At 70.6% G+C, this 18,344-nt stretch carries 16 protein-coding genes; 2 read left to right on the top strand and 14 right to left on the bottom strand.

What is annotated here, in order from left to right; all coding sequences use genetic code 11:
• Positions 1-4 precede the first annotated feature (4 nt).
• The 6 genes from ACIP6N_RS02370 to ACIP6N_RS02345 all read right to left on the bottom strand — a co-directional run bounded on the left by ACIP6N_RS02370 (position 5) and on the right by ACIP6N_RS02345 (position 7,495).
• Positions 5-1,792, bottom strand: coding sequence for an ABC transporter ATP-binding protein (locus ACIP6N_RS02370; RefSeq protein WP_401812161.1), 1,788 nt, complete (start codon positions 1,790-1,792; stop codon positions 5-7).
• 52 nt (positions 1,793-1,844) lie between these two features.
• Positions 1,845-2,894 carry an iron-siderophore ABC transporter substrate-binding protein gene (locus ACIP6N_RS02365; RefSeq protein WP_401812160.1) on the bottom strand — a complete coding sequence of 350 codons (1,050 nt, stop codon included), beginning with the start codon at positions 2,892-2,894 and terminating at the stop codon, positions 1,845-1,847.
• Positions 2,895-3,123: 229 nt separating this feature from the next.
• On the bottom strand, positions 3,124-3,969 hold the full coding sequence (locus tag ACIP6N_RS02360; protein ID WP_401812158.1) for an ABC transporter ATP-binding protein: 846 nt from the start codon (positions 3,967-3,969) through the stop codon (positions 3,124-3,126).
• A 33-nt stretch (positions 3,970-4,002) separates the two neighbouring features.
• Positions 4,003-5,070 carry a FecCD family ABC transporter permease gene (locus ACIP6N_RS02355; RefSeq protein WP_401812157.1) on the bottom strand — a complete coding sequence of 356 codons (1,068 nt, stop codon included), beginning with the start codon at positions 5,068-5,070 and terminating at the stop codon, positions 4,003-4,005.
• Entirely contained in the window at positions 5,067-6,125 is a 1,059-nt protein-coding gene (locus ACIP6N_RS02350) for a FecCD family ABC transporter permease (RefSeq protein WP_401812156.1), read from the bottom strand. Before ACIP6N_RS02350 ends, ACIP6N_RS02355 begins: the two co-directional genes overlap by 4 nt.
• A gap of 11 nt (positions 6,126-6,136) precedes the next feature.
• Positions 6,137-7,495 (bottom strand): lysine N(6)-hydroxylase/L-ornithine N(5)-oxygenase family protein, encoded by a 1,359-nt coding sequence (locus ACIP6N_RS02345; protein ID WP_401812154.1) that lies wholly within the window; start codon positions 7,493-7,495, stop codon positions 6,137-6,139.
• Positions 7,496-7,744: 249 nt separating this feature from the next.
• Between ACIP6N_RS02345 and ACIP6N_RS02340 the strand changes: the two genes are divergently transcribed.
• Positions 7,745-8,692 (top strand): methionyl-tRNA formyltransferase, encoded by a 948-nt coding sequence (locus tag ACIP6N_RS02340; protein WP_401812152.1) that lies wholly within the window; start codon positions 7,745-7,747, stop codon positions 8,690-8,692.
• Positions 8,693-8,785: 93 nt separating this feature from the next.
• On the opposite strand, the gene ACIP6N_RS02335 is transcribed toward ACIP6N_RS02340, so the two are convergent.
• From ACIP6N_RS02335 to ACIP6N_RS02310, 6 genes are all read right to left on the bottom strand, one after another.
• Entirely contained in the window at positions 8,786-9,397 is a 612-nt protein-coding gene (locus ACIP6N_RS02335) for a hypothetical protein (RefSeq protein WP_401812150.1), read from the bottom strand.
• Complete coding sequence (locus ACIP6N_RS02330) at positions 9,394-10,557, bottom strand: ROK family glucokinase (RefSeq protein WP_401812149.1); 1,164 nt, start codon at positions 10,555-10,557, stop codon at positions 9,394-9,396. The genes ACIP6N_RS02335 and ACIP6N_RS02330 overlap by 4 nt, the downstream gene beginning before the upstream one ends.
• Before the next feature lie 223 nt (positions 10,558-10,780).
• Positions 10,781-11,635 (bottom strand): ATP-binding cassette domain-containing protein, encoded by an 855-nt coding sequence (locus ACIP6N_RS02325; RefSeq protein ID WP_401812147.1) that lies wholly within the window; start codon positions 11,633-11,635, stop codon positions 10,781-10,783.
• Positions 11,632-12,714: an ABC transporter permease gene (locus tag ACIP6N_RS02320; RefSeq protein WP_401812146.1), complete on the bottom strand. Its 1,083-nt coding sequence runs from the start codon at positions 12,712-12,714 to the stop codon at positions 11,632-11,634. The genes ACIP6N_RS02325 and ACIP6N_RS02320 overlap by 4 nt, the downstream gene beginning before the upstream one ends.
• Positions 12,711-13,727, bottom strand: a complete 1,017-nt coding sequence (locus ACIP6N_RS02315) for a sugar ABC transporter substrate-binding protein (protein WP_401812144.1) — start codon at positions 13,725-13,727, stop codon at positions 12,711-12,713. Before ACIP6N_RS02315 ends, ACIP6N_RS02320 begins: the two co-directional genes overlap by 4 nt.
• A gap of 161 nt (positions 13,728-13,888) precedes the next feature.
• A complete protein-coding gene (locus tag ACIP6N_RS02310) occupies positions 13,889-14,626 on the bottom strand; it encodes a GntR family transcriptional regulator (RefSeq protein ID WP_401812623.1) in 738 nt (245 codons plus the stop codon).
• Between the two features lie 152 nt (positions 14,627-14,778).
• On the opposite strand from ACIP6N_RS02310, the gene ACIP6N_RS02305 reads away from it, so the two are divergent.
• Positions 14,779-15,783: a Gfo/Idh/MocA family oxidoreductase gene (locus ACIP6N_RS02305; RefSeq protein WP_401812142.1), complete on the top strand. Its 1,005-nt coding sequence runs from the start codon at positions 14,779-14,781 to the stop codon at positions 15,781-15,783.
• 156 nt (positions 15,784-15,939) lie between these two features.
• Here ACIP6N_RS02305 and ACIP6N_RS02300 read toward each other — a convergent pair whose 3' ends face one another.
• Positions 15,940-17,124, bottom strand: a complete 1,185-nt coding sequence (locus ACIP6N_RS02300; RefSeq protein ID WP_401812141.1) for a cytochrome P450 — start codon at positions 17,122-17,124, stop codon at positions 15,940-15,942.
• 91 nt (positions 17,125-17,215) lie between these two features.
• Entirely contained in the window at positions 17,216-18,343 is a 1,128-nt protein-coding gene (gene alc / locus ACIP6N_RS02295; RefSeq protein WP_401812139.1) for an allantoicase, read from the bottom strand.
• Between the last annotated feature and the right edge of the window lies 1 nt (position 18,344).

Raw genomic sequence — 18,344 nt, 5'->3', positions numbered from 1 at the left:
TTGCCTAACTACCCTCGCGCCAGGCCCGCCACAGACGCGCGTACTGGCCGCCGAGGGCCACCAGCTCCTGGTGCGTTCCTTCCTCCACCACGCGCCCCGCGTCCAGCACGGCGATCCGGTCCGCCGCCATGGCCTGGGTCAGCCGGTGCGCCACGAACAGCGTGGTCCTGCCCGAGCACGCGGCCAGCACGGCGCGCTCCAGCTCGGCGGCGCCCTCGCTGCCCGCCTCCGCCGTCGACTCGTCCAGCACCACCACCTGCGACCGGCTCAACACCATCCGGGCCAAGGCGATCTGGGCGACCCTGGTGACGTCGAGGCGCTCGCCGCCCTCGCCGACCATGGTGTTCAGCCCGTCGGGCAGCGACTCCACCCACCCGTCGGCGCCGACCGTGCGCAGCGCGTCCACCAGCCGGTCGTCGTCCGCCTCAGGCGCGGCGAGCCGCAGGTCGTCGGCGAGCGGACCGGAGAACACATGCGTCTCCTGCGTCAGGATGCTCACCAGGGCCCGCGCCCCGGCCTCGTCCAGCTCGCCGAGGTCGTGCGGTCCGATGCGCACGGACCCGGCCTGCGGGGTCCCGGTGCCGGCGACCAGCGCGGCCAGCGTCGACTTGCCCGCGCCCGTCGCGCCCACCAGAGCGAGCGAACCGCCCGCCGGGATGGACACGTTCACGTCCCGCAGGACCGGCTCCTCGGTGCCCGGATAACTGAACGTCAGCCCCTCCACCGTCACGGCATACGGCCCGGCGTCCGCCGGCGCGACGGACACATCGCCCACCAGACGCTCCTCCGCGGGCTCCGCCAGCACCCCGACCAGACGGGTCAGGCTCGCGCCCGACTTCTGCGCCTCGTCGAAAGTGAACATGATCGCGCCCAGCGGGGTGAACAGCCGGTGGAACATCAGCGGCGCCGCCGACACCTCGCCCAGGGTGGCCGCGTCGGCCTCCAGCAGGGCGTACCCCACCACCAGGATCAGGACCAGTCCGATGAATTCGGCGCGGTTCTCCCTGCCGACGAACCGTCCGAAGAACCGGAACACCTCGACGCCGAGTTCGCGCACCCGCCACGACTCGCCGGTGACCTTCTCGCGGACGGCGTCCTCGAGGCGGTACGCCCGGACCGTGTCGATCCCGTTCAGACCGCTGATCAGCGCCTGCGCGCGGTCGGCCTGGGCGGCCCGCTGCTTCCGGTAGAGCGGCGCCGACCTGGGCAGGTACCAGCGCAGGGCCAGCGCGTACGCGGGCAGTGCGCCGGCGCCCGCGAGACCGAGGCGCCAGTCCAGGCCGAACATGCCGGCCGTGGCGATGACGACCAGCACTCCGGCGGAGAACACCGTGGGGATGGCCGTCCGAATGCCCTTGGACAGCACGGCCACATCGTCACCGACCCGGGACAGCACATCTCCCCGGCCGACCCGCTCGACGCGCTCGCTCGGCATACCCAGCACGGCGCGGACGGCACCTTCCCGCAACCGCGCGAGCAGATCCGCGCCCAACCGTCCGATGAGGTACGTCGACACGGCGGTGGTGGCCGCGCCGAGCAGCGCGGCCACCACCATCACCACTCCGACCGTGACCAGCACCGAGCGCGTTTCGCCCTCGACCACTCCGTCGACCACCCGGCCGAGCAGCAGGACCGGGAGGATCTGGAGCGCCGCCCCGGCCACCGTGGTGAGCACGGTGGCCGACGTCAGCCATGGCCTCTCGCGGCAGTGCGTCCGCACCCAACGGGTGCCTTCGCGTCCGGTCGCCGTGCGCATGGCCGCCGGTGCGGTGCGCGTGTCGGTGGCGCTCACGCGGAGACCACGCCGGAACGGGGGCGGGGGCGGGACGGGTTGGCGGCCATCGCTAGCCGACCGACTTGACGAGCTCGTCGATCGCGTACGGCAGGGACAGCAGAGTGCCCTGCGACATGGCAGCGCCGACCGCCGGGCCCTCGCTGTCCAGCACGTACGAGACCTTGCCGCTCTTCACGGCGTCCAGGTTGGTGAACAGCTTGAACTTCTTCAGCGCGTCCTGGTCCGCCTTGTCGGCGATGACGAAGATGCGGTCGACATCGACGAGGTCGACGCGCTCGGGGGAGAGCTCGGTGGAGAAGTTGCCGTCCGCGATCTTGTCGATCTTGGTCTGGTACGAGAAGCCCGTACCCGTCACCAGCCGTCCGCGCACATCGGTGGAGGTGAACGGCGCCACCGAGTCCTTGTACCAGGACAGCGCGACGGCGGTCTGGCCGGCGAACTCGGGGTGCGCCTTCTTGGCCGCGTCGAGCTTGCCCTGGATGCCCGCCACCAGCTTGGTGCCCTCGTCCCCCTTGCCGAGCGCCTTGGCGATCTGGACCGCGTTGTCCTGCCACGGAGCGCTGAAGGGCACCTTCTCGCCCTTCGTGCGGCCGACCGTCGGGGCGATCTTGGAGAGCTTGTCGTAGCCGGCCCGGTCGATCTCGGAGTAGACCGCGACGATCAGGTCGGGCCGCAGGGCTGCGATCTTCTCGTAGTTGGGGCCGGAGTCACCGTTGTTCATGATGACCTCGGGACGGGTGTCGCCCCACTCGGCCTTCACCCAGGGCCACTGGGTGTTGATGTCGGGGGACTTGCCGGCCGGGTTCGGGTACTGGTCGACCATGCCGACGGGCTTGGTGCCGAGCGCCAGGACGGCCTGGTCGTCCGTGTAGCCCACGGTGACAACGCGCTGCGGAGCCTCGGTGATCTCCGTGGACCCGAACGCGTGTTCCACGGAGACGGGGAACGCGCCGGAGGCGGCAGCGGGAGCGTCGTCGCTCTTCTTGTCCGCCGCGCCGGAACCGCATCCCGCGAGAAGGCCGACGCCGAGGGCCGCGGCGGACAGTGTCGCCGTCACCCGCCGCCATGACGTCACACGCGTCGTTCGATGGAAAAGCATCCGAAATCCCTTGCTTTCGCGCCGTCCACTGCGCCCCCGGGGCAGGGTCGCGCAACCATGATCCTCAGAACTGAGGCTAGCCTATCCTAACTTGTATTTTCACCTTTTCCTGGGCCGAGTTGGGCACTCTTCCCGGCGCTTCTCCCGGCGCTTCTCCCGCCGCTTCTCCCGGCGCTTCTCCCGGCGCTGCTCCCGCCGCTGCTCCCGGCGTTTCCCGGCCCGGGGAGCCCTACTGGCCGAGCCCGGGGACGTGCGTACGGCCGATCGGCACGATGAGCGGCCGGTCGCCCACCGGGTCGTCAATCACCCTGGCCCGCAGCCCGAACGCCTCGTCCAGCAGCTCGGCGGTGATCACGTCGCGCGGATGCCCCTGCGCCAGGATCGAGCCCTCCCGCATCACGATGAGGTTGTCGCTGTAGCGCGTGGCGAGATTGAGGTCGTGCAGCACCATGACCACGGTCCGTCCCGACTCGTGCAGGTCGTCCACCAGGTCGAGCACGTCGAGCGCGTGGGCCAGGTCCAGATAGGTGGTCGGCTCGTCCAGCAGCAGCAGGTCGGTGCCCTGGGCCAGGGTCATCGAGATCCAGACGCGCTGGCGCTGTCCACCCGACAGCGAGTCGACCGGACGGTCGGCCAGGTCGGACACACCGGTCATGGCCAGCGCGCGCTCCACGACACCGGCGTCGTCCGACGACCACTGCCGCAGCCAGCTCTGGTGCGGATGGCGGCCCCTGGCGACCAGGTCGGCCACCGTCAGCCCCTCGGGAGCGACCGGCGCCTGCGGCAGCAGACCGAGCTTCTTCGCCACGTCCCTGGTCCTGAGCGCGGCGATGTCCTCGCCGTCCAGCACGACCGCCCCGGCGGCCGGTTTGAGCAGCCGGGTCAGAGTCCGCAACAGGGTTGATTTACCACAGCCGTTGGGGCCGATGATCGTGGTGATCACCCCCGGCGGTATCGCCACGTCGAGGCCGTCGATGACCGTCCGGCCGCCGTAGCCGACCGTGACGCCCCTGGCCGCGAGCCGTGCCGCGTCCTTGACCCCGGACTCCGTCTCGGTGATGAACTGAGTGGCCACAAGTCCCCCTTGTTGAGGTTCGCCTGACTTCTTCTACGTCTGCCTGAGGTTCGCGCGCACCAGCAGCCAGACAAGGAACGGACCGCCGATCGCGGCGGTGACCACACCGACCGGAAGGCTGACCGGCAGCGCCGCGCGCGCGACCAGGTCGGCGCCGTTCAGCAGCACCGCCCCCACCAGGCCGGAGGCCAGTATCGGTGGCGTCGGGACCTTCGCCAGCCGCATCGCCACTTGCGGCGCCACCAGCGCGACGAACGGGACCGGGCCCGCCGCGCTCACCGCGGCGGCGGCCAGCAGGACCGCGCACAACAGCAGGACCGCACGCACTCTCGTGTACCGGACGCCCAGCCCGGCGGCGACCTCGTCGCCGAGATGCATCGGCTTGAACTGGAACGCGACACCGGCCACGACGACCATGAGGACGAGCGTGCACCAGAGCGTCACCCGCACCTCGTCCCACGACCGGTCGTCCAGCGAACCGACCAGCCACGCCTGGGCCCTGGCCACGTCCCTGATGTCGGCCGAGACCAGCAGCCAGGTCGTGATCGCCTCCGTCACGGCGCTCACCGAGATGCCGATGAGGATGAGGCGGAAGCCGTCGATCCCGCGCCGCCACGCCAGGAAGTACACCAGCAGCCCCGTGCCGAGACCGCCCGCGAGCGCCGCGGCGGACAGGCCCACCGAGCTGACGACCGCCGCGGCGGTCCCGCCCGACACCGTCACCAGGAACACCGCGACCGCGCCGGCTCCTCCGGTGATGCCCAGAATGTCCGGACTGGCAAGGGGGTTGCGCGCGACCGACTGGGTGATCGCTCCGGACATCCCCAGCGCGATCCCCACGACGAGGCCGGCCAGGGAACGCGGCATCCGCAGGTCCATGACGACGAACTCGTCGACCTGCTCGCCCCGGCCGAGGAGCGTGGCGATCACCCGGGACAGGCCGATGGGGAAGTCCCCGACACTGATGGAGAGGCAGAACACCAGGAAGGCCGCCGCCGCCAGCAGCAGCGTGACCACGACGAGCCGGGGCCGCCATACGAACGAGACGCTGCCGAGCCGCAGGCCCGGCGCCACCGATGGGTTCATGTCCGCCCCGTTCATGCGTTCTTGAGCTTTCCGCGCCATACCAGCACCGCGAAGAACGGGGCGCCGAGGAGGGCGACCGTGACACCCGCGTCCAACTCACCGGGCCGCACGACCAGGCGCCCCACGATGTCGCAGAGCAGCAGGACGACGGAGCCGAGCAGACCCGCGTACGGCACCAGCCAGCGGTAGTCGGGCCCGGTCAGATACCGCGCGACGTGGGCCACCATGAGCCCGAGGAACGCGATGGGGCCGCACGCCGCCGTGGCCGCGCCCGCGAGCAGCGTGATGGCGACAATGCCGATCGTCCTGCTCCGCGCGATGTTCACGCCAAGACCGCGCGCCACGTCGTCGCCCAGGTTGAGCAGGTTGAGCGCGGGCAGCGTGATCAGCGTCAGCAGCAGTCCGGCGGCCACGAACGCGGCCACCGGCCGGATGACGTCGAATCCGGCACCGGCCACGGAGCCCGCGTTCCAGAACCGCAGCGCGTTCAGCGACTTCTGGTCGGACAGCGCGATCGCCGTGGTCATCGCCGCGAGGAACACGGTGATGCCCTGCCCGGCCAGCGCGAGCGTCAGCGGGTTGCCCGCGCCCCGGCCGATGCTCGCGAGGCCGAAGACGACCACGCCGGCGACGGCCGCCCCCACGAAAGCGAACCACACGTACTGGAACGGGTTGGTGAACCCGAATACAGTGATCGCCGACACCACGGCGAACGAGGCGCCCGCGTTCACCCCCAACAGGCCTGTGTCGGCTATGGGGTTGCGGGTGTACCCCTGGATCAGCGCACCGCCGACCCCCAGAGCGGTGCCCGCCACGATCGCGAGCACGGTCCTGGGCACCCGCACGGTCCGCACGATCAGCCTGATCTCGGTGAGCCGTTGGTCGGAGTCGGGCCCCGCGAACAGCCCGTGCCAGACCTCGGCGGGACTCAACGCCCGCGCGCCGACGGCCAGGGAGGCCGCCGCCGCGATCACCAGGAGCACCACAAGGGCGCCCAGACCCACAACCCGCCGCCGGCGGGCATCTGTTGTGCCGGCCGGCGCGGGACGTTCCACCGCAGTCGTGCTCATGTCGGCGTACGTTATCCGCGGACGGTGTTGCCGGTGCCTCCGGCAACCGGCCTGGCGTCGCCGGAGGCGGACGTGACGCCCCGGCCGAGCAGCGAGTCCAGGATCTCGCCGACCCGTATCGCGGTGTTGGACAGCAGGGACGTCGTGATGCCGTGCGTGTGTTCCGTGCCGCCCTGGAGATAGATACCGCAGCGCAGGGCGGAGTCCGTCACGACGCGGTAGTCGCGCTCGACGCGGACGCGGCCCTCGTCGTCGCGCAGGCAGCTGTCGGCGACCTCGCCGAGGAGGCCGAGCGGGTCGGCGGGGCTGTAGCCGGTGGCGAACACCACGACATCGGCCTCCAGGGGTGTTTCCTCACCCGTGACGAGCGAGGACACGGTGGCGCGGACGCCGTCGGACGTCTCCTCGACGCCGGTGACCCGGGAGACGTTGAGGAAGCGCAGCCGTTCGGTGCCGAGGACCTTCTCGCGGTACATCTCCCGGTACAGGTCGTCGATCAAGTCGATGTCCACCACGGAGTAGTTGGTGTTGCCGTGGTAGGCCATCAGCCGGCCCTTGACGTCGTCGGGCGCGGCGAAGTAGTCGTCGACCGCCTGCGGGTCGAAGATCCGGTTGGCGAAGCTGCTGTCGTCGGCAGGGCTGTAGCCGTAGCGGGAGAAGACCGCGCAGACCTCGGCCTCGGGGAAGCGGCGGTGCAGGTAGGCGACGTTCTCGGCGGCGCTCTGTCCGGCGCCCACGACGACGAACCGCGCGGGCGAGGTGCCCTCCAGGCTGTCGACCTTCCGCAGCAGATCGGAGTTGTGCCAGACACGTTCGCCGCGCTCCACGCCTTCCGGCACGACGGGGCGCAGTCCGGTGCCGATGACGAGGTTGCGGGCCCGGTGGACCTCGAGGCCCTCCCCCGACCTGACGGTCACGTCCAGGTACTCCACGGTGCCGTCGTGGACGAACGGCGTGACAGAGACGACCTCGTGGCCGTAGGAGACCATGTCGTCGACCTTGGCCGCGGCCCACTCCAGGTAGTCGTGGAACTCGACCCGCAGCGGAAAGAGGTTCTTGTGGTTGATGAAGTCGATCAGCCGGCCCTTGCTCTGCAGGTAGCAGAGGAAGCTGTGCTCGCTGGCCGGGTTCCGGAGCGTCACCAGGTCCTTGAGGAAGGACACCTGCATGGTGGCGTCGTCGATCAGCATGCCGCGGTGCCAGCCGAAGCCCGGCTGCTGCTCGAAGAAGTGCGCGGTGACCGACTCCTCCCTGCCGACACGTGTGTTGTGCTCACTGAGCGCGATCGCCATGGCCACATTGGAGGGTCCGAAGCCGATGCCAATGAGGTCGTGGACCAGTGGTGCGTCGCCAGGAAGAACCTGTGACATGTCACTCCCATCGTGCGGGGAATCGCCTGTCAGGCGTGGGGGAAGGTGCGAAAAGGTGGGCACGCCGACAGAGCGACCCGGTGGAACTTAGGTGAGCCTAAGCTAATCAAGCGCCGCTGTCGACAGGACAAACCGGACGAGCGGGTACTGATGTGCCGTCAATGGGGCTTCAGAATGCCTCTGTTGCAAACTTAGGCAAGCCTTGCTTTACTTGCCGCCAGTCCGTCCCTGCCCAGAGGAGGAACCCCCATGCGGGTCGTCATGTTCGGTTACCAGACCTGGGGCCACCGCACCCTGCAAGCCCTTCTGGAGTCCGAGCACGACGTGGTGCTGGTCGTGACGCATCCCAAGAGCGAGCACGCCTACGAGAAGATCTGGAGCGACTCCGTCGCGGACCTCGCCGAGGAGCACGGTGTCCCGGTGCTGATCCGCAACCGCCCGGACGACGAGGAGCTGTTCACGCGCCTCAAGGAGGCCGACCCGGACATCATCGTGGCCAACAACTGGCGTACGTGGATCCCGCCGCACATCTTCGGCCTCCCGCGCCACGGCACGCTGAACGTCCACGACTCGCTGCTGCCGAAGTACGCCGGCTTCTCCCCGCTGATCTGGGCCCTGATCAACGGCGAGCCCGAAGTGGGCGTCACCGCGCACATGATGGACGACGAACTCGACGCCGGCGACATCGTCCGGCAGGAGGCGGTACCGGTAGGCCCCGAGGACACCGCGACCGACCTCTTCCACAAGACGGTCGGCCTCATCGCCCCGGTCACCATCGGCGCGCTGGACCTCATCGCCGCCGGGCAGACGGAGTTCACCAAGCAGGACCGCTCCGAGGCGAGCTTCTTCCACAAGCGGTCCACCGAGGACATCCGCATCGACTGGACCTGGCCGGCGGAGGACCTCGCCCGCCTGGTCCGCGCGCAGTCCGCGCCATATCCCAGCGCCTTCACCTTCCACAAGGGCAAGCGGCTCGAAGTCCTCGGCGCGGTGGTCTCCGAGAACCGCTACGGCGGTACGCCCGGCCGTATCTTCTACCGCGAGGGCGAAGGCGTGGTCATCGTCGCCGGAGCCGACGCCCGCACCGGCCGCAACCACGGCCTGGCCATCACGCGCGTACGCACGGAGGACGGCCGGGAGCTACCCGCGACGGAGTACTTCACATCGATGGGCGGCTACCTGACCAGCCGTCCCTGACGCGGTCAGCCGCGCGCGAGCCCCGCCGGAATCCGGCGGGGCTCTGTCGTTTCAGCCGTTCCGGCGTCGTGCCGGGGAGGGCGGCACCCCGGGTCACGGAGTCGTCGTGGAGACGACGAACACCCGGGGAAAGCCCGGGTCGGTGAGGTCGACGACGACGTCCTGGCTGGGCAGCGGGTCTTTCTGCCGGTGCCGGAGGCCCGCCCAGTTGTGACCGGGGAGGCCGAAGTCCCAGCCGACGACGCGCCGGTCGCGGGCCGGGATGGTGATGGCGCCGTCCTTCAGGGCCGCGCGGCTGGTGCCCAGGTCCGACAGGAAGGTGTCCAGCCGGCCCGAGGTGACGTCGAACTGCGTGTACAGCCGGCTGGACTTCCAGTTACTGGTCTCGTAGTAGCGCACCCGGGTGGCCCCCGCCGGGATGGGCACCTCGTAGATGCGGCGCTTCATCCGGGCCGGAGTCAGCGCCTGGAGGCCGGTCGCCGAGGACTCCGCCTCCTTGTCGCGGCCGCTGTCGCGGCTCTGTTCCGCGGAGACCACCAGATAGCCGGCCGGGATGCCGACGAGGAGCACGATGACGATCGCCGTCAGCCAGCGGCGGCGGATCCGGTGCCCGCGGCCCTCGGGCGGTTTTCCGCCGGGACCGCCCGTGCCGGGGAGCGCGGGCGGGGGCGCGGGCGGCGTGGGGGGCACTCCGGTCACGGTCATGCAGGCGGTTCCTGGTTCTGCGTCGTACGGGGAGTTCTGATGGCCTGCGCGTACCGCTCGTACCGCTCGTGCCGTTCGACGCGGCGGCGCGTGGCGCGGCGGAAGCGGCGCGCCACCAGTCTGGCGAGGTCGGCGGCGCCGACCATGCCCGCCTCCGGGCCCAGCTGCGCCTTGACGATCCTGGCTTCGGGGCGGTAGCCGCGGCCGGTGAGGTGACGGCGGAACGCGTCACGGGCCGGGCCGATCAGCAGGTCGTCGGCGGCGCTGACTCCGCCGCCGATGACGAAGCAGGACGGGTCGAGCGCGGCGGCCAGATTGGCGATGCCGACGCCGAGCCACTGTCCGATGTCCTGGAACAGCTCGACGCACATGGCGTCGCCCTCACGGGCGAGTTCGGTGATCAGCGGTCCGGTGATCTCCTGGACGTTGCCCTTGACGCGCTCGATGAGGCTGTAGGCGACCGGCGAGTCGGCGGCGGCCAGTTCCTTGGCCTCCCGTACGAGCGCGTTGCCCGAGCTGTACTGCTCCCAGCAGCCGCGGTTGCCGCACGGGCAGCGGTGACCGCCGGGGACGACCTGCATATGGCCGAACTCACCCGCGACCCCGAACTTGCCGCGCTTGACCTGGCCGTCCTCCAGGATGGCGCCGCCGATGCCGGTACCGAGCGTGATCATGACGAGGTGGTCCTCGCCGCGTCCCGCGCCGAAGCGCCATTCCGCCCAGGCCGCGGTGTTGGCGTCGTTGTCGACCATGACCGGCACGGCGAGGCGCCCGGCGAGCGCGTCCCTGAGGGGTTCGTCGCGCCAGGCGAGGTGCGGCGCGAACAGCACCTTGGAGCGGTCGGCGTCGACCCAGCCCGCCGCGCCGATGCCGACGGCGTGCACGTCGTGGCGGTCGGAGAGGTCGAGGACCAGTTCGACGATGGTGTCCTCGACGACCCGGGGGCTCTTGGACTTGTCGGGCGTCTCGGTGCGCACCTTCTCCAGGATGTTGCCGTCCGGATCGACGACCCCGGCCATCACCTTCGTACCGCCGATGTCGATGCCGACGGTCGGTACGCGCGGCGCGGTCAGCAGTGAGCGGCGCTCGCGGGTGCCGACGGTCCGCAGCACGGTCGCGCGCGCGGAGCCCCGGTGGGGGAAGTCCCGGTACGTGCTCATCGGCGCGGCCCCCTCGTGTCCGTCGGCTCGGGTTCAGGTGTCGGCCTGGGTGCTCGCACGAGTCGTGTCGTCCCTGCGGGGTCGGGGCCTGGCGCCCGGATGGGGTGGGCGACGGCGGCGGACGGCGCCCGCCGCCCCAGATTCTGCCATCCGGGACCGGCGGGGTCGCGGCGTGGCCCGCTCCGGCGTACGCCGACCCGGTCACACCTCGGTCACGTGCGGGTCAGACCGGGTCCGCCGGGCGGCCTCCGAGCGGGGCCGGAGCGGGCGTGTGCTCCAGTTCGAGGCTGAGTTCTTCCAGCTCGGACCCGCCCGCCATCTGCCGGGTCAGCTCGTCCAGGGTGATCGAGTCCCTGGTGTGGCTTCCGGCCATGGCACCGCGCTTGAGCAGGACGAACCGGTTGCCGACGAGATACGCGTGGTGCGGGTTGTGCGTGATGAGGACGACGCCGAGGCCCGCGTCGCGCGCGGCGGCCACGTACTTGAGCACGAGGCCGGACTGCTTCACGCCGAGCGCCGCGGTCGGCTCGTCCAGGACGAGCACCTTCGCGCCGAAGTAGACGGCGCGCGCGATGGCCACGCACTGGCGCTCACCGCCCGACAGGGTGCCGATGGGCTGGTCGACGTCGCGCAGGTCGATGCCCATGCGCAGCAGCTCGGCGCGGGTGGTCTCGCGCATCAGCTTCACGTCGAGCCGCTTGAAGGGCCCGCTGCCCCTGGTCGGCTCCGAGCCGAGGAAGAAGTTCCGCCAGACCGGCATGAGCGGTACGACGGCGAGGTCCTGGTAGACGGTGGCGATGCCCAGGTCGAGGGCTTCGCGCGGAGAGGCCAGGGTGGCCGGCTCGCCCTCGATCAGGAAGTCGCCGCCGTCGTGCTGGTGCAGTCCGGAGATGATCTTGATCAGGGTGGACTTGCCCGCGCCGTTGTCGCCCAGGACGCAGCTGATCTCGCCCGCGCGCACTTCCAGACGGACGCCCTCCAGGGCGCGGACATTGCCGTAGTACTTACTGACGCCGTCCAGCTCGATGAGCGCGGGCGCCGCCCGCTCCGAGTCGGTCGTACCGGTCGTTTCCGTCATCGTGAGGCCTCCGCACGCTTGCGCACCCACGCGTTCAGCAGGGTGGCCAGAAGGAGCATCGCTCCGAGGAAGAACTTGAACCAGTCCGGGTTCCACTCCGCGTACACGATGCCCTTGCTGGTCATGCCGAAGATGACCGCGCCGACCGCCGAGCCGATCGCGGAGCCGTAGCCGCCGGTGATCAGACAGCCGCCGATGACGGCGGCGATGATGTAGATCAGCTCCTGGCCGACGCCCTCGCCCGACTGGACGACGTCGAACGAGAAGAGCAGGTGCTGCCCGGAGATCCAGGCGGAGAAGGCCACGCCCATGTACAGGACGATCTTGGTCTTCATCACCGGCACCCCGACCGCGCGGGCCGCGTCGGCGTTGCCGCCGGCTGCGAAGATCCAGTTGCCGAAGCGGGTGCGCAGCAGGATCCAGGTGGCCAGCGCGACCAGCACGGCCCACCACAGGATGGTCACCTTCAGGCCGACGCCACCGACGGTCCACGTCGAGGCGAAGAGCTTCTTGGCGGAGGAGAAGCCCTCCATGTCGCCGATGTTCTTGGTCGAGACCGAGCCGCTGATCAGCTTCGTGAGACCGAGGTTGAGGCCGGTGAGCATCAGGAAGGTGCCCAGGGTGATGATGAAGCTGGGCAGCTTCGTACGGGTCAGCATGAAGCCGTTGAACGCCCCGAGCCCCAGGGTGACCAGCAGCGACACCAGGACGCCGACCCAGACGTTCGCGGTCATCTGGTAGCTGAACATCGAGGAGATCAGCGCGGAGCTGGTCACCATCACACCGGCGGAGAGGTCGAACTCCCCGCCGATCATCAGCAGCGCCACCGGCACCGCCATGATGCCGATCGTGGAGGCCGCGTACAGCACGGTGCCGAAGCTGGACAGCTGGAGGAACGAGTCGGCCACGACGGCGAAGAAGACGAAGACCGCCAGGGCGCCGACGACGGATCCCAGCTCGGGCCTGCCGAGCAGCTTGCGCAGCGGTGAGACGCGCATCAGCCGCTCGTCGTCCCCGGCGGGCCCGGCCCCGGACCCGGGCCCCGGCGCGGGGCTCAGGGGAGGCGCGCTCGCGGTCATCGGGTGCCCCGCTTCGTGTAGGACTCCAGCGCGCCGGCGTCCTGCGCGGTGACGACCTGCGGCCCGGTGAGGACGGAACGGCCGCCGCCGAGCACGTCGGCGTTGTAGCGGTAGAGCCAGAGCAGGTCCACGGCCTCGTACCCCTGGAGGTAGGGCTGCTGGTCGACGGCGAAGCCGAGGATGCCGGCCTTCAGCGAGGCGGCGACCTTCGGGTTGAGGTCGAACGTGTCGACCTCGGCCTTGCTGCCCGAGGCCTCCTTCGACTTGACCGCGGCGTCCGCGAAGGGGGCGCCGAGGGTGACCACGGCGTCGATCTTCTTGTCGGCCTGGAGCTTGGCCTCGATGGACGCCTGGACGTCCGGCATGTTCGTGCCGTTGACGTACAGGTTCTGCATGTCCCCGTCGAAGGTCTTCTTCGCACCCGCGCAGCGCTGCTCGTGCCCGACGTTGCCCTGCTCGTGGATGACGCAGAGGGCCTTCTTCTTGCCGCGCTTGGTCAGCTCGTCGCCGACGGCCTCGCCCGCGACGGTCTCGTCCTGGCCGATGTGGCTGAGCGCGCCGAACGCCTTGGACTGCTCGGCGCCCGAGTTCACGGTGATCACCGGGATTCCGGCCTTGCGCGCCTTGGCGAGGACGTCCTTCATGGCGTCGGGCTTGGCGAGCGTGACGATCAGGCCGTCGACCTTCTTGTCGATGAAGGAGTCGACAAGCTGGGCCTGCTGCTGGCCCTGGTCGTTGTGCGCGTAGAGGAACTTGATGTTGTCCTTCCGGGCCGCCTGCTTGGCACCGCTCTGCACGATGTCCCAGAAGGTGTCACCGTCGCCCGAGTGAGTGACCATGGCGACGGTCCAGCGGGGTGTGTCCACCGCGGCGCGTCCCTGGGCCTCCGCCCTCGCCGCCCGTTCCTCGGCGCGCTTGCCGCCCGTACTGCTGCATCCGGCCAGGGCCGATGCCCCGAGCACCGCCACCAGCACTGCGCTGAACGCGCGTACCCCTGTCCGAACCCTTGTCACGACGCTGCGCCCTTCTCCCTGTACTTCTCGGTGCGGCCGGGAGGTACGGGAGGTACACGGACCGGGCCCGGCCGGACAAGTATGGCCAAGGTTGTTCGGAGGGTGTTCATCGGGGAGTTCTAACGGGGGGTGTACGGCTCCGTCAATAGCGGGTTACACGGTCATGGCCGGACGAGGAGCTGGAACTCGAACGCGTACCGCGAGGCGCGGTAGACGTGCGAGCCGAATTCCACGGCGCGTCCGGTGTCGTCGAAGGTGACGCGCTCCATCGTGAGCAGCGGCGCCCCCACCGGCTCGGTCAGCCGCCCGGCCTCCTCGGCGGTGGCGGCGCGCGCCCCGATCGCCTGGCGGGCGCTGTGCAGCGTGATACCGCCCGCGCGCAACATCCGGTAGAGCCCGGTGGCCTCAAGACGCTCCGTGCCGTAGTCGATGAGATCGGCCGGCAGGTGGTTGCACAGGTACGCCATCGGCTCGTCGTGCGCGTACCGCAGCCGCTCGATCAGCCGCACCTCGCTGCCCTCCGGCACCCCGAGGGCGGCCGCGACCTCCGCGGTGGCGGGCTCCGGAGTGTTGCGCAGGACACGCGTGGCCGGGCGCTGGCCGGCCGCCTCCAGGTCGTCGTAGAGGCTGCTCAGCTCCAGCGGGCGCTTGATCCGGCTGTGGACGACCTGCGTGCCCACGCCCCTGCGGCGCACGAGCAGGCCCTTGTCGACCAGGGTCTGGATGGCCTGCCTGACGGTGGGGCGGGAGAGACCGAGGCGGCCCGCGAGCTGGATTTCGTTGCCGAGGAGGCTGCCGGGCGCGAGAAGGCCCTGCTCGATGGCGGCCTCCAGCTGTCGCGCGAGCTGGAAGTAGAGCGGGACGGGGCTGGTGCGGTCGACGCTGAGCTGGAGCGGCAGGGCGGGGTCCGTCTCCTGTCCGGGCTGCACGGGTCTCGGCTGATGAGGCACGCCGTCGAGCGTAGACCCATGACATGTTGACGGGAAGTCGTGAAGTTCGATTGTCCTGACAAAGGCTTGACATGGATCACAGGGCCCGCCACCTTGGGGCCATGCGCATCGGACTCATCGGCACGGGCCGCATCGGCAGCTTTCACGCGGACGTACTCAGCCGTCACCGCGAGGTCGGTTCCCTGGTGGTCGCGGACACCGACGCGGGACGGGCGGCGCAGGTAGCCGCCCAGACGGGATCCACCGCCGCCCCTTCCGCCGACGAGATCTTCAGCTGGGGTGTGGACGCCGTCGTGATCGCCTCCGCCACCTCCGCGCATGCCGAGCTGATCAGCCGCGCCGCACGCGCGGGGCTGCCGGCCTTCTGCGAGAAGCCGATCGCGCTGGACCTGGCCGGCACGCTGCGGGCCCTGGAGGAAGTGGAGGCCGCGGGCACGGTGCTCCAGCTGGGCTTCATGCGCCGCTTCGACGCGGGGTACCGCGCCGCCCGCGAGCTGGTCGGGTCGGGCAGGCTGGGCCGGCTGCACACCGTACGGGCGCTCACCTCAGACCCCGCGCCGCCGCCCGCCGCGTACCTGCCGCTGTCCGGGGGCCTGTACCGGGACTGTCTGGTGCACGACTTCGACATGGTGCGCTGGGTGACGGGGCGCGAGGTGGTGGAGGTCTACGCCACCGGCTCCGACGCGGGTCCCGCGATGTTCCGCGAGGCGGGCGACGTCGACACCGCGGCCGCCGTGCTCACGCTGGACGACGGTACGCTCGCGACCGCCACGGCCACCCGCTGCAACGGCGCGGGCTACGACGTACGGATGGAACTGGCGGGCGAGCTGGACCAGTTCGCGGTGGGCCTGGACGACCGTACGCCGATCACCTCGACGGAGCCGAAGGGCCCGCCGCCCTGCGACAACCCGTGGCCCGGCTTCCTGGAGCGCTTCGCCCCCGCGTACGAGGCCGAGTTGGACGCGTTCATCGGCGTGGTGGCGGACGGACACGCCAATCCGTGCGACGGCAGGGAGGCACTGCACGCGCTGCGGATCGCGGAGGCGTGCGAGCTGTCGCGGCGCGAGCACCGTCCGGTCGCGCTGACGGAGATCGCGGGCGGCTGAGTCCGGCGAGCGGCCGCGCCCGGCGGGCGAGGCAGCGGCGGCGGTCGGCTGAGCCCGGCAGGCGGGGCAGAAGACGGCGGGCAGCTGAGTCCGGCACACGCGGCAGGAGAGTCGCGGGCGGCCGCGCCCGCCAGGCGGGACACCGGCCTTGACGGGCTACCAGCGCACCGGCAGGTTGCGCACGCCCCGGATCAGCAGCCCCGGCAGCCAGTTGTACGGCTCGGCTCCGGGGTCGTGCGCCAGGTCCGGGCAGCGTTCCAGCAGGGTCCTGATGGCGATGCGGCCCTCGATGCGGGCGAGCGGGGCGCCGATGCAGAAGTGGATGCCGTGGCCGAAGGCGAGGTGGCCGGGACCGCCGCCCGCGGCCCTGCGGATGTCGAACGTGTCCGGGTCGGGGAAGCGCGCCGGGTCGCGGTCGCCCGAGGCCAGGCTGACCAGCACCGTCTCACCCGGCGGAATCACCGTGTTCCCGTAGCGGACGGGCTCCTTCGTGAAGCGGAGCGTCGCGGTCTCCACCGGTCCGTCGTAGCGGAGCATTTCCTCGACCGCGCCGTCGATGAGCGAGAAGTCCGCTCGCAGCGCGGCGAGTTGGTCGGGATGAGCGAGCAGCGCGCGTACCCCGTTGGAGATCAGGTTGACGGTCGTCTCGTGGCCGGCGATGAGCAGGATGAAGGCCATCGCGCGCAGTTCGGACGCGGAAAGGCGGTCGCCCTCCTCGGCGCTGGTGCGCAGCAGAGCGGAGAGAAGGTCGTCGGTCGGGCCGGAACAGCGCTTGTCCTCGATGAGTTCATCGAGGTAGCCCCGGAGCGACATACCCGCTTCGCGGGAGAGTTCGGGCGTCGACGGTGCCACGATCTCGTTGGTCCAGCCGCGGAAGGTCTCGCGGTCGGCGTCGGGCACGCCGAGCAGTTCGCAGATGACGGTGATGGGCAGCGGGAAGGCCAGCGCGTCGACCAGGTCGGCGTGTTGCCTCCCGTCGGCGAGCATCGCGTCCAGCAGTCCGTCGGTGATCTCCTGGACGCGCGGGCGCAGGCTCTCCACCCGGCGGGCGGTGAACTCCCGGGAGATCAGCTTCCGCAGCCGGGTGTGGTCGGGCGGATCCACGATCAGTACGTGCTTGCCCATGAACAGGGATTCCGAGTCGGCCGGGGAAGCCGACTTGGACAGCCGCGGGTCGGCGAGCGCCGACCGGCCCTCCTCGTACCCGACGACCAGCCAGAACCGTGAGTCCGGTCCGGACCGCACCTCATGGACGGGTCCCGCTTCCCGCAGCTTCGCGTAGTACGGATACGGGTTCGCGTTGAAGTCCGGACCGTACTCGGCGAGTTCGATGATCGGCATTCATTCAGCGTACGTCGGTGTCCGTCAGCTGTCCTTCCCCCACAGGGTGATTGAGCCGCCGCGCCCGCCGTCCGGGAAGTGGCGGTCGGGATCAGCCGCCCAACTCATGGTGCCGGGCCGCCAGCAGGTGCGCGCCCTGGTCCGTGAGTGAGCCGAAGAGGCGCAGCCGTGAGATCCCGCCGTCCGGAAAGATGTCGATCCTTACGTGGGTGGCGCGCGCCGGAGTGCCCAGTACGAAGCGGTGGTTGGTGTCCGGCTGGAGGCGGGTGCGGGGCAGGATCTCGGTCCAGTCGCCGCTCTCGCCGTCCCTGACGGACAGGGCGGCCCACCCGGCCGCGTTGCCCTTGAGATACGCGGTGTCGATCTCGACCGCGCGGATCTCGGACTGCGCGGCCAGCCGGTAGCGGATCCAGTCATTGCCCCGGTCGCGGCGGCGCCTGGTCTCCCAGCCGTCGTCCATCTGACGGGAGCGGCCCGGCCGGATCGTGTTCGCGGGAGGTGAGTAGAACCGGTCGGAGGCGTCCTCGACCCGGCCGCCGTTCTCCAGCGCGACGAGATCGAATGTGCCGAGCACGGCGAGCCAGGCCGGGTCGGGCGCGGCCTCGCCGTACACCCGCAGCCGGGCGATGCCGCCGTCGGGATGCTGGTTGACCCGCAGGTGGGTGAAGCGCTGTTCGGTCCCGACCGCGAAGCCGTTGGCCGCGTGACCGCCGACTGCGGTACGCGGTACGAGCGTTGTCCACTTCACGCCGTCGCTCAGCAGGTCCTCGGGGGACGGGGTGCCGGACAGCGAAGTGCCCTCGACCGAGACGGCCTGCGGGTAATTGCCGCGGAAGTGCGCGGTGTCGACGACGATGCCGCGGATCACCCCGGGTACGCCGAGCCTGACGAGCGCCCAGTCGTGGTCCTCGTCGGTGGGATGCGGCTGCCCGGCACTGACCCCGCGCCTGCGGCGGCTCTCCCAGCCGTCCATGATCTTGCCCTTGTGACCGAAGCGTTCGGGGGCGAACTCCGCTGCCCCCGGCTTCAGCATGTTCTCGCGTTCGGCGAAGAACTCGTCGTTGGCGGCGAGGACTCCGGCGCCGAGCCGCCGGTCGGCGAGGTCGGTGAGGTGCCGGAAAGGGAAGTCCGCGGTGCGGTAGTCGGCGTAGGGATCGCCGCCTCCGTACGGTGCGGCGTCGCCGGTGAAGGAGGGCACGGCGGACGGGGTTTGTGACACG

Origin of the sequence: Streptomyces sp. NPDC088725, assembly GCF_044751305.1 — a bacterium.
In the GTDB taxonomy this organism is placed as follows: domain Bacteria; phylum Actinomycetota; class Actinomycetes; order Streptomycetales; family Streptomycetaceae; genus Streptomyces.
This window is presented reverse-complemented; position numbering and strand designations above follow the sequence as displayed.

Coding starts and splice junctions, on each gene's coding strand:
- ACIP6N_RS02365 (WP_401812160.1), bottom strand. CDS start 2,894: ATGCTTTTCCATCGAACGACGCGTGTGACGTCATGGCGGCGGGTGACG.
- ACIP6N_RS02355 (WP_401812157.1), bottom strand. CDS start 5,070: ATGAACGGGGCGGACATGAACCCATCGGTGGCGCCGGGCCTGCGGCTC.
- ACIP6N_RS02350 (WP_401812156.1), bottom strand. CDS start 6,125: ATGAGCACGACTGCGGTGGAACGTCCCGCGCCGGCCGGCACAACAGAT.
- ACIP6N_RS02345 (WP_401812154.1), bottom strand. CDS start 7,495: ATGTCACAGGTTCTTCCTGGCGACGCACCACTGGTCCACGACCTCATT.
- ACIP6N_RS02340 (WP_401812152.1), top strand. CDS start 7,745: ATGCGGGTCGTCATGTTCGGTTACCAGACCTGGGGCCACCGCACCCTG.
- ACIP6N_RS02335 (WP_401812150.1), bottom strand. CDS start 9,397: ATGACCGTGACCGGAGTGCCCCCCACGCCGCCCGCGCCCCCGCCCGCG.
- ACIP6N_RS02330 (WP_401812149.1), bottom strand. CDS start 10,557: ATGAGCACGTACCGGGACTTCCCCCACCGGGGCTCCGCGCGCGCGACC.
- ACIP6N_RS02325 (WP_401812147.1), bottom strand. CDS start 11,635: ATGACGGAAACGACCGGTACGACCGACTCGGAGCGGGCGGCGCCCGCG.
- ACIP6N_RS02320 (WP_401812146.1), bottom strand. CDS start 12,714: ATGACCGCGAGCGCGCCTCCCCTGAGCCCCGCGCCGGGGCCCGGGTCC.
- ACIP6N_RS02305 (WP_401812142.1), top strand. CDS start 14,779: ATGCGCATCGGACTCATCGGCACGGGCCGCATCGGCAGCTTTCACGCG.
- ACIP6N_RS02300 (WP_401812141.1), bottom strand. CDS start 17,124: ATGCCGATCATCGAACTCGCCGAGTACGGTCCGGACTTCAACGCGAAC.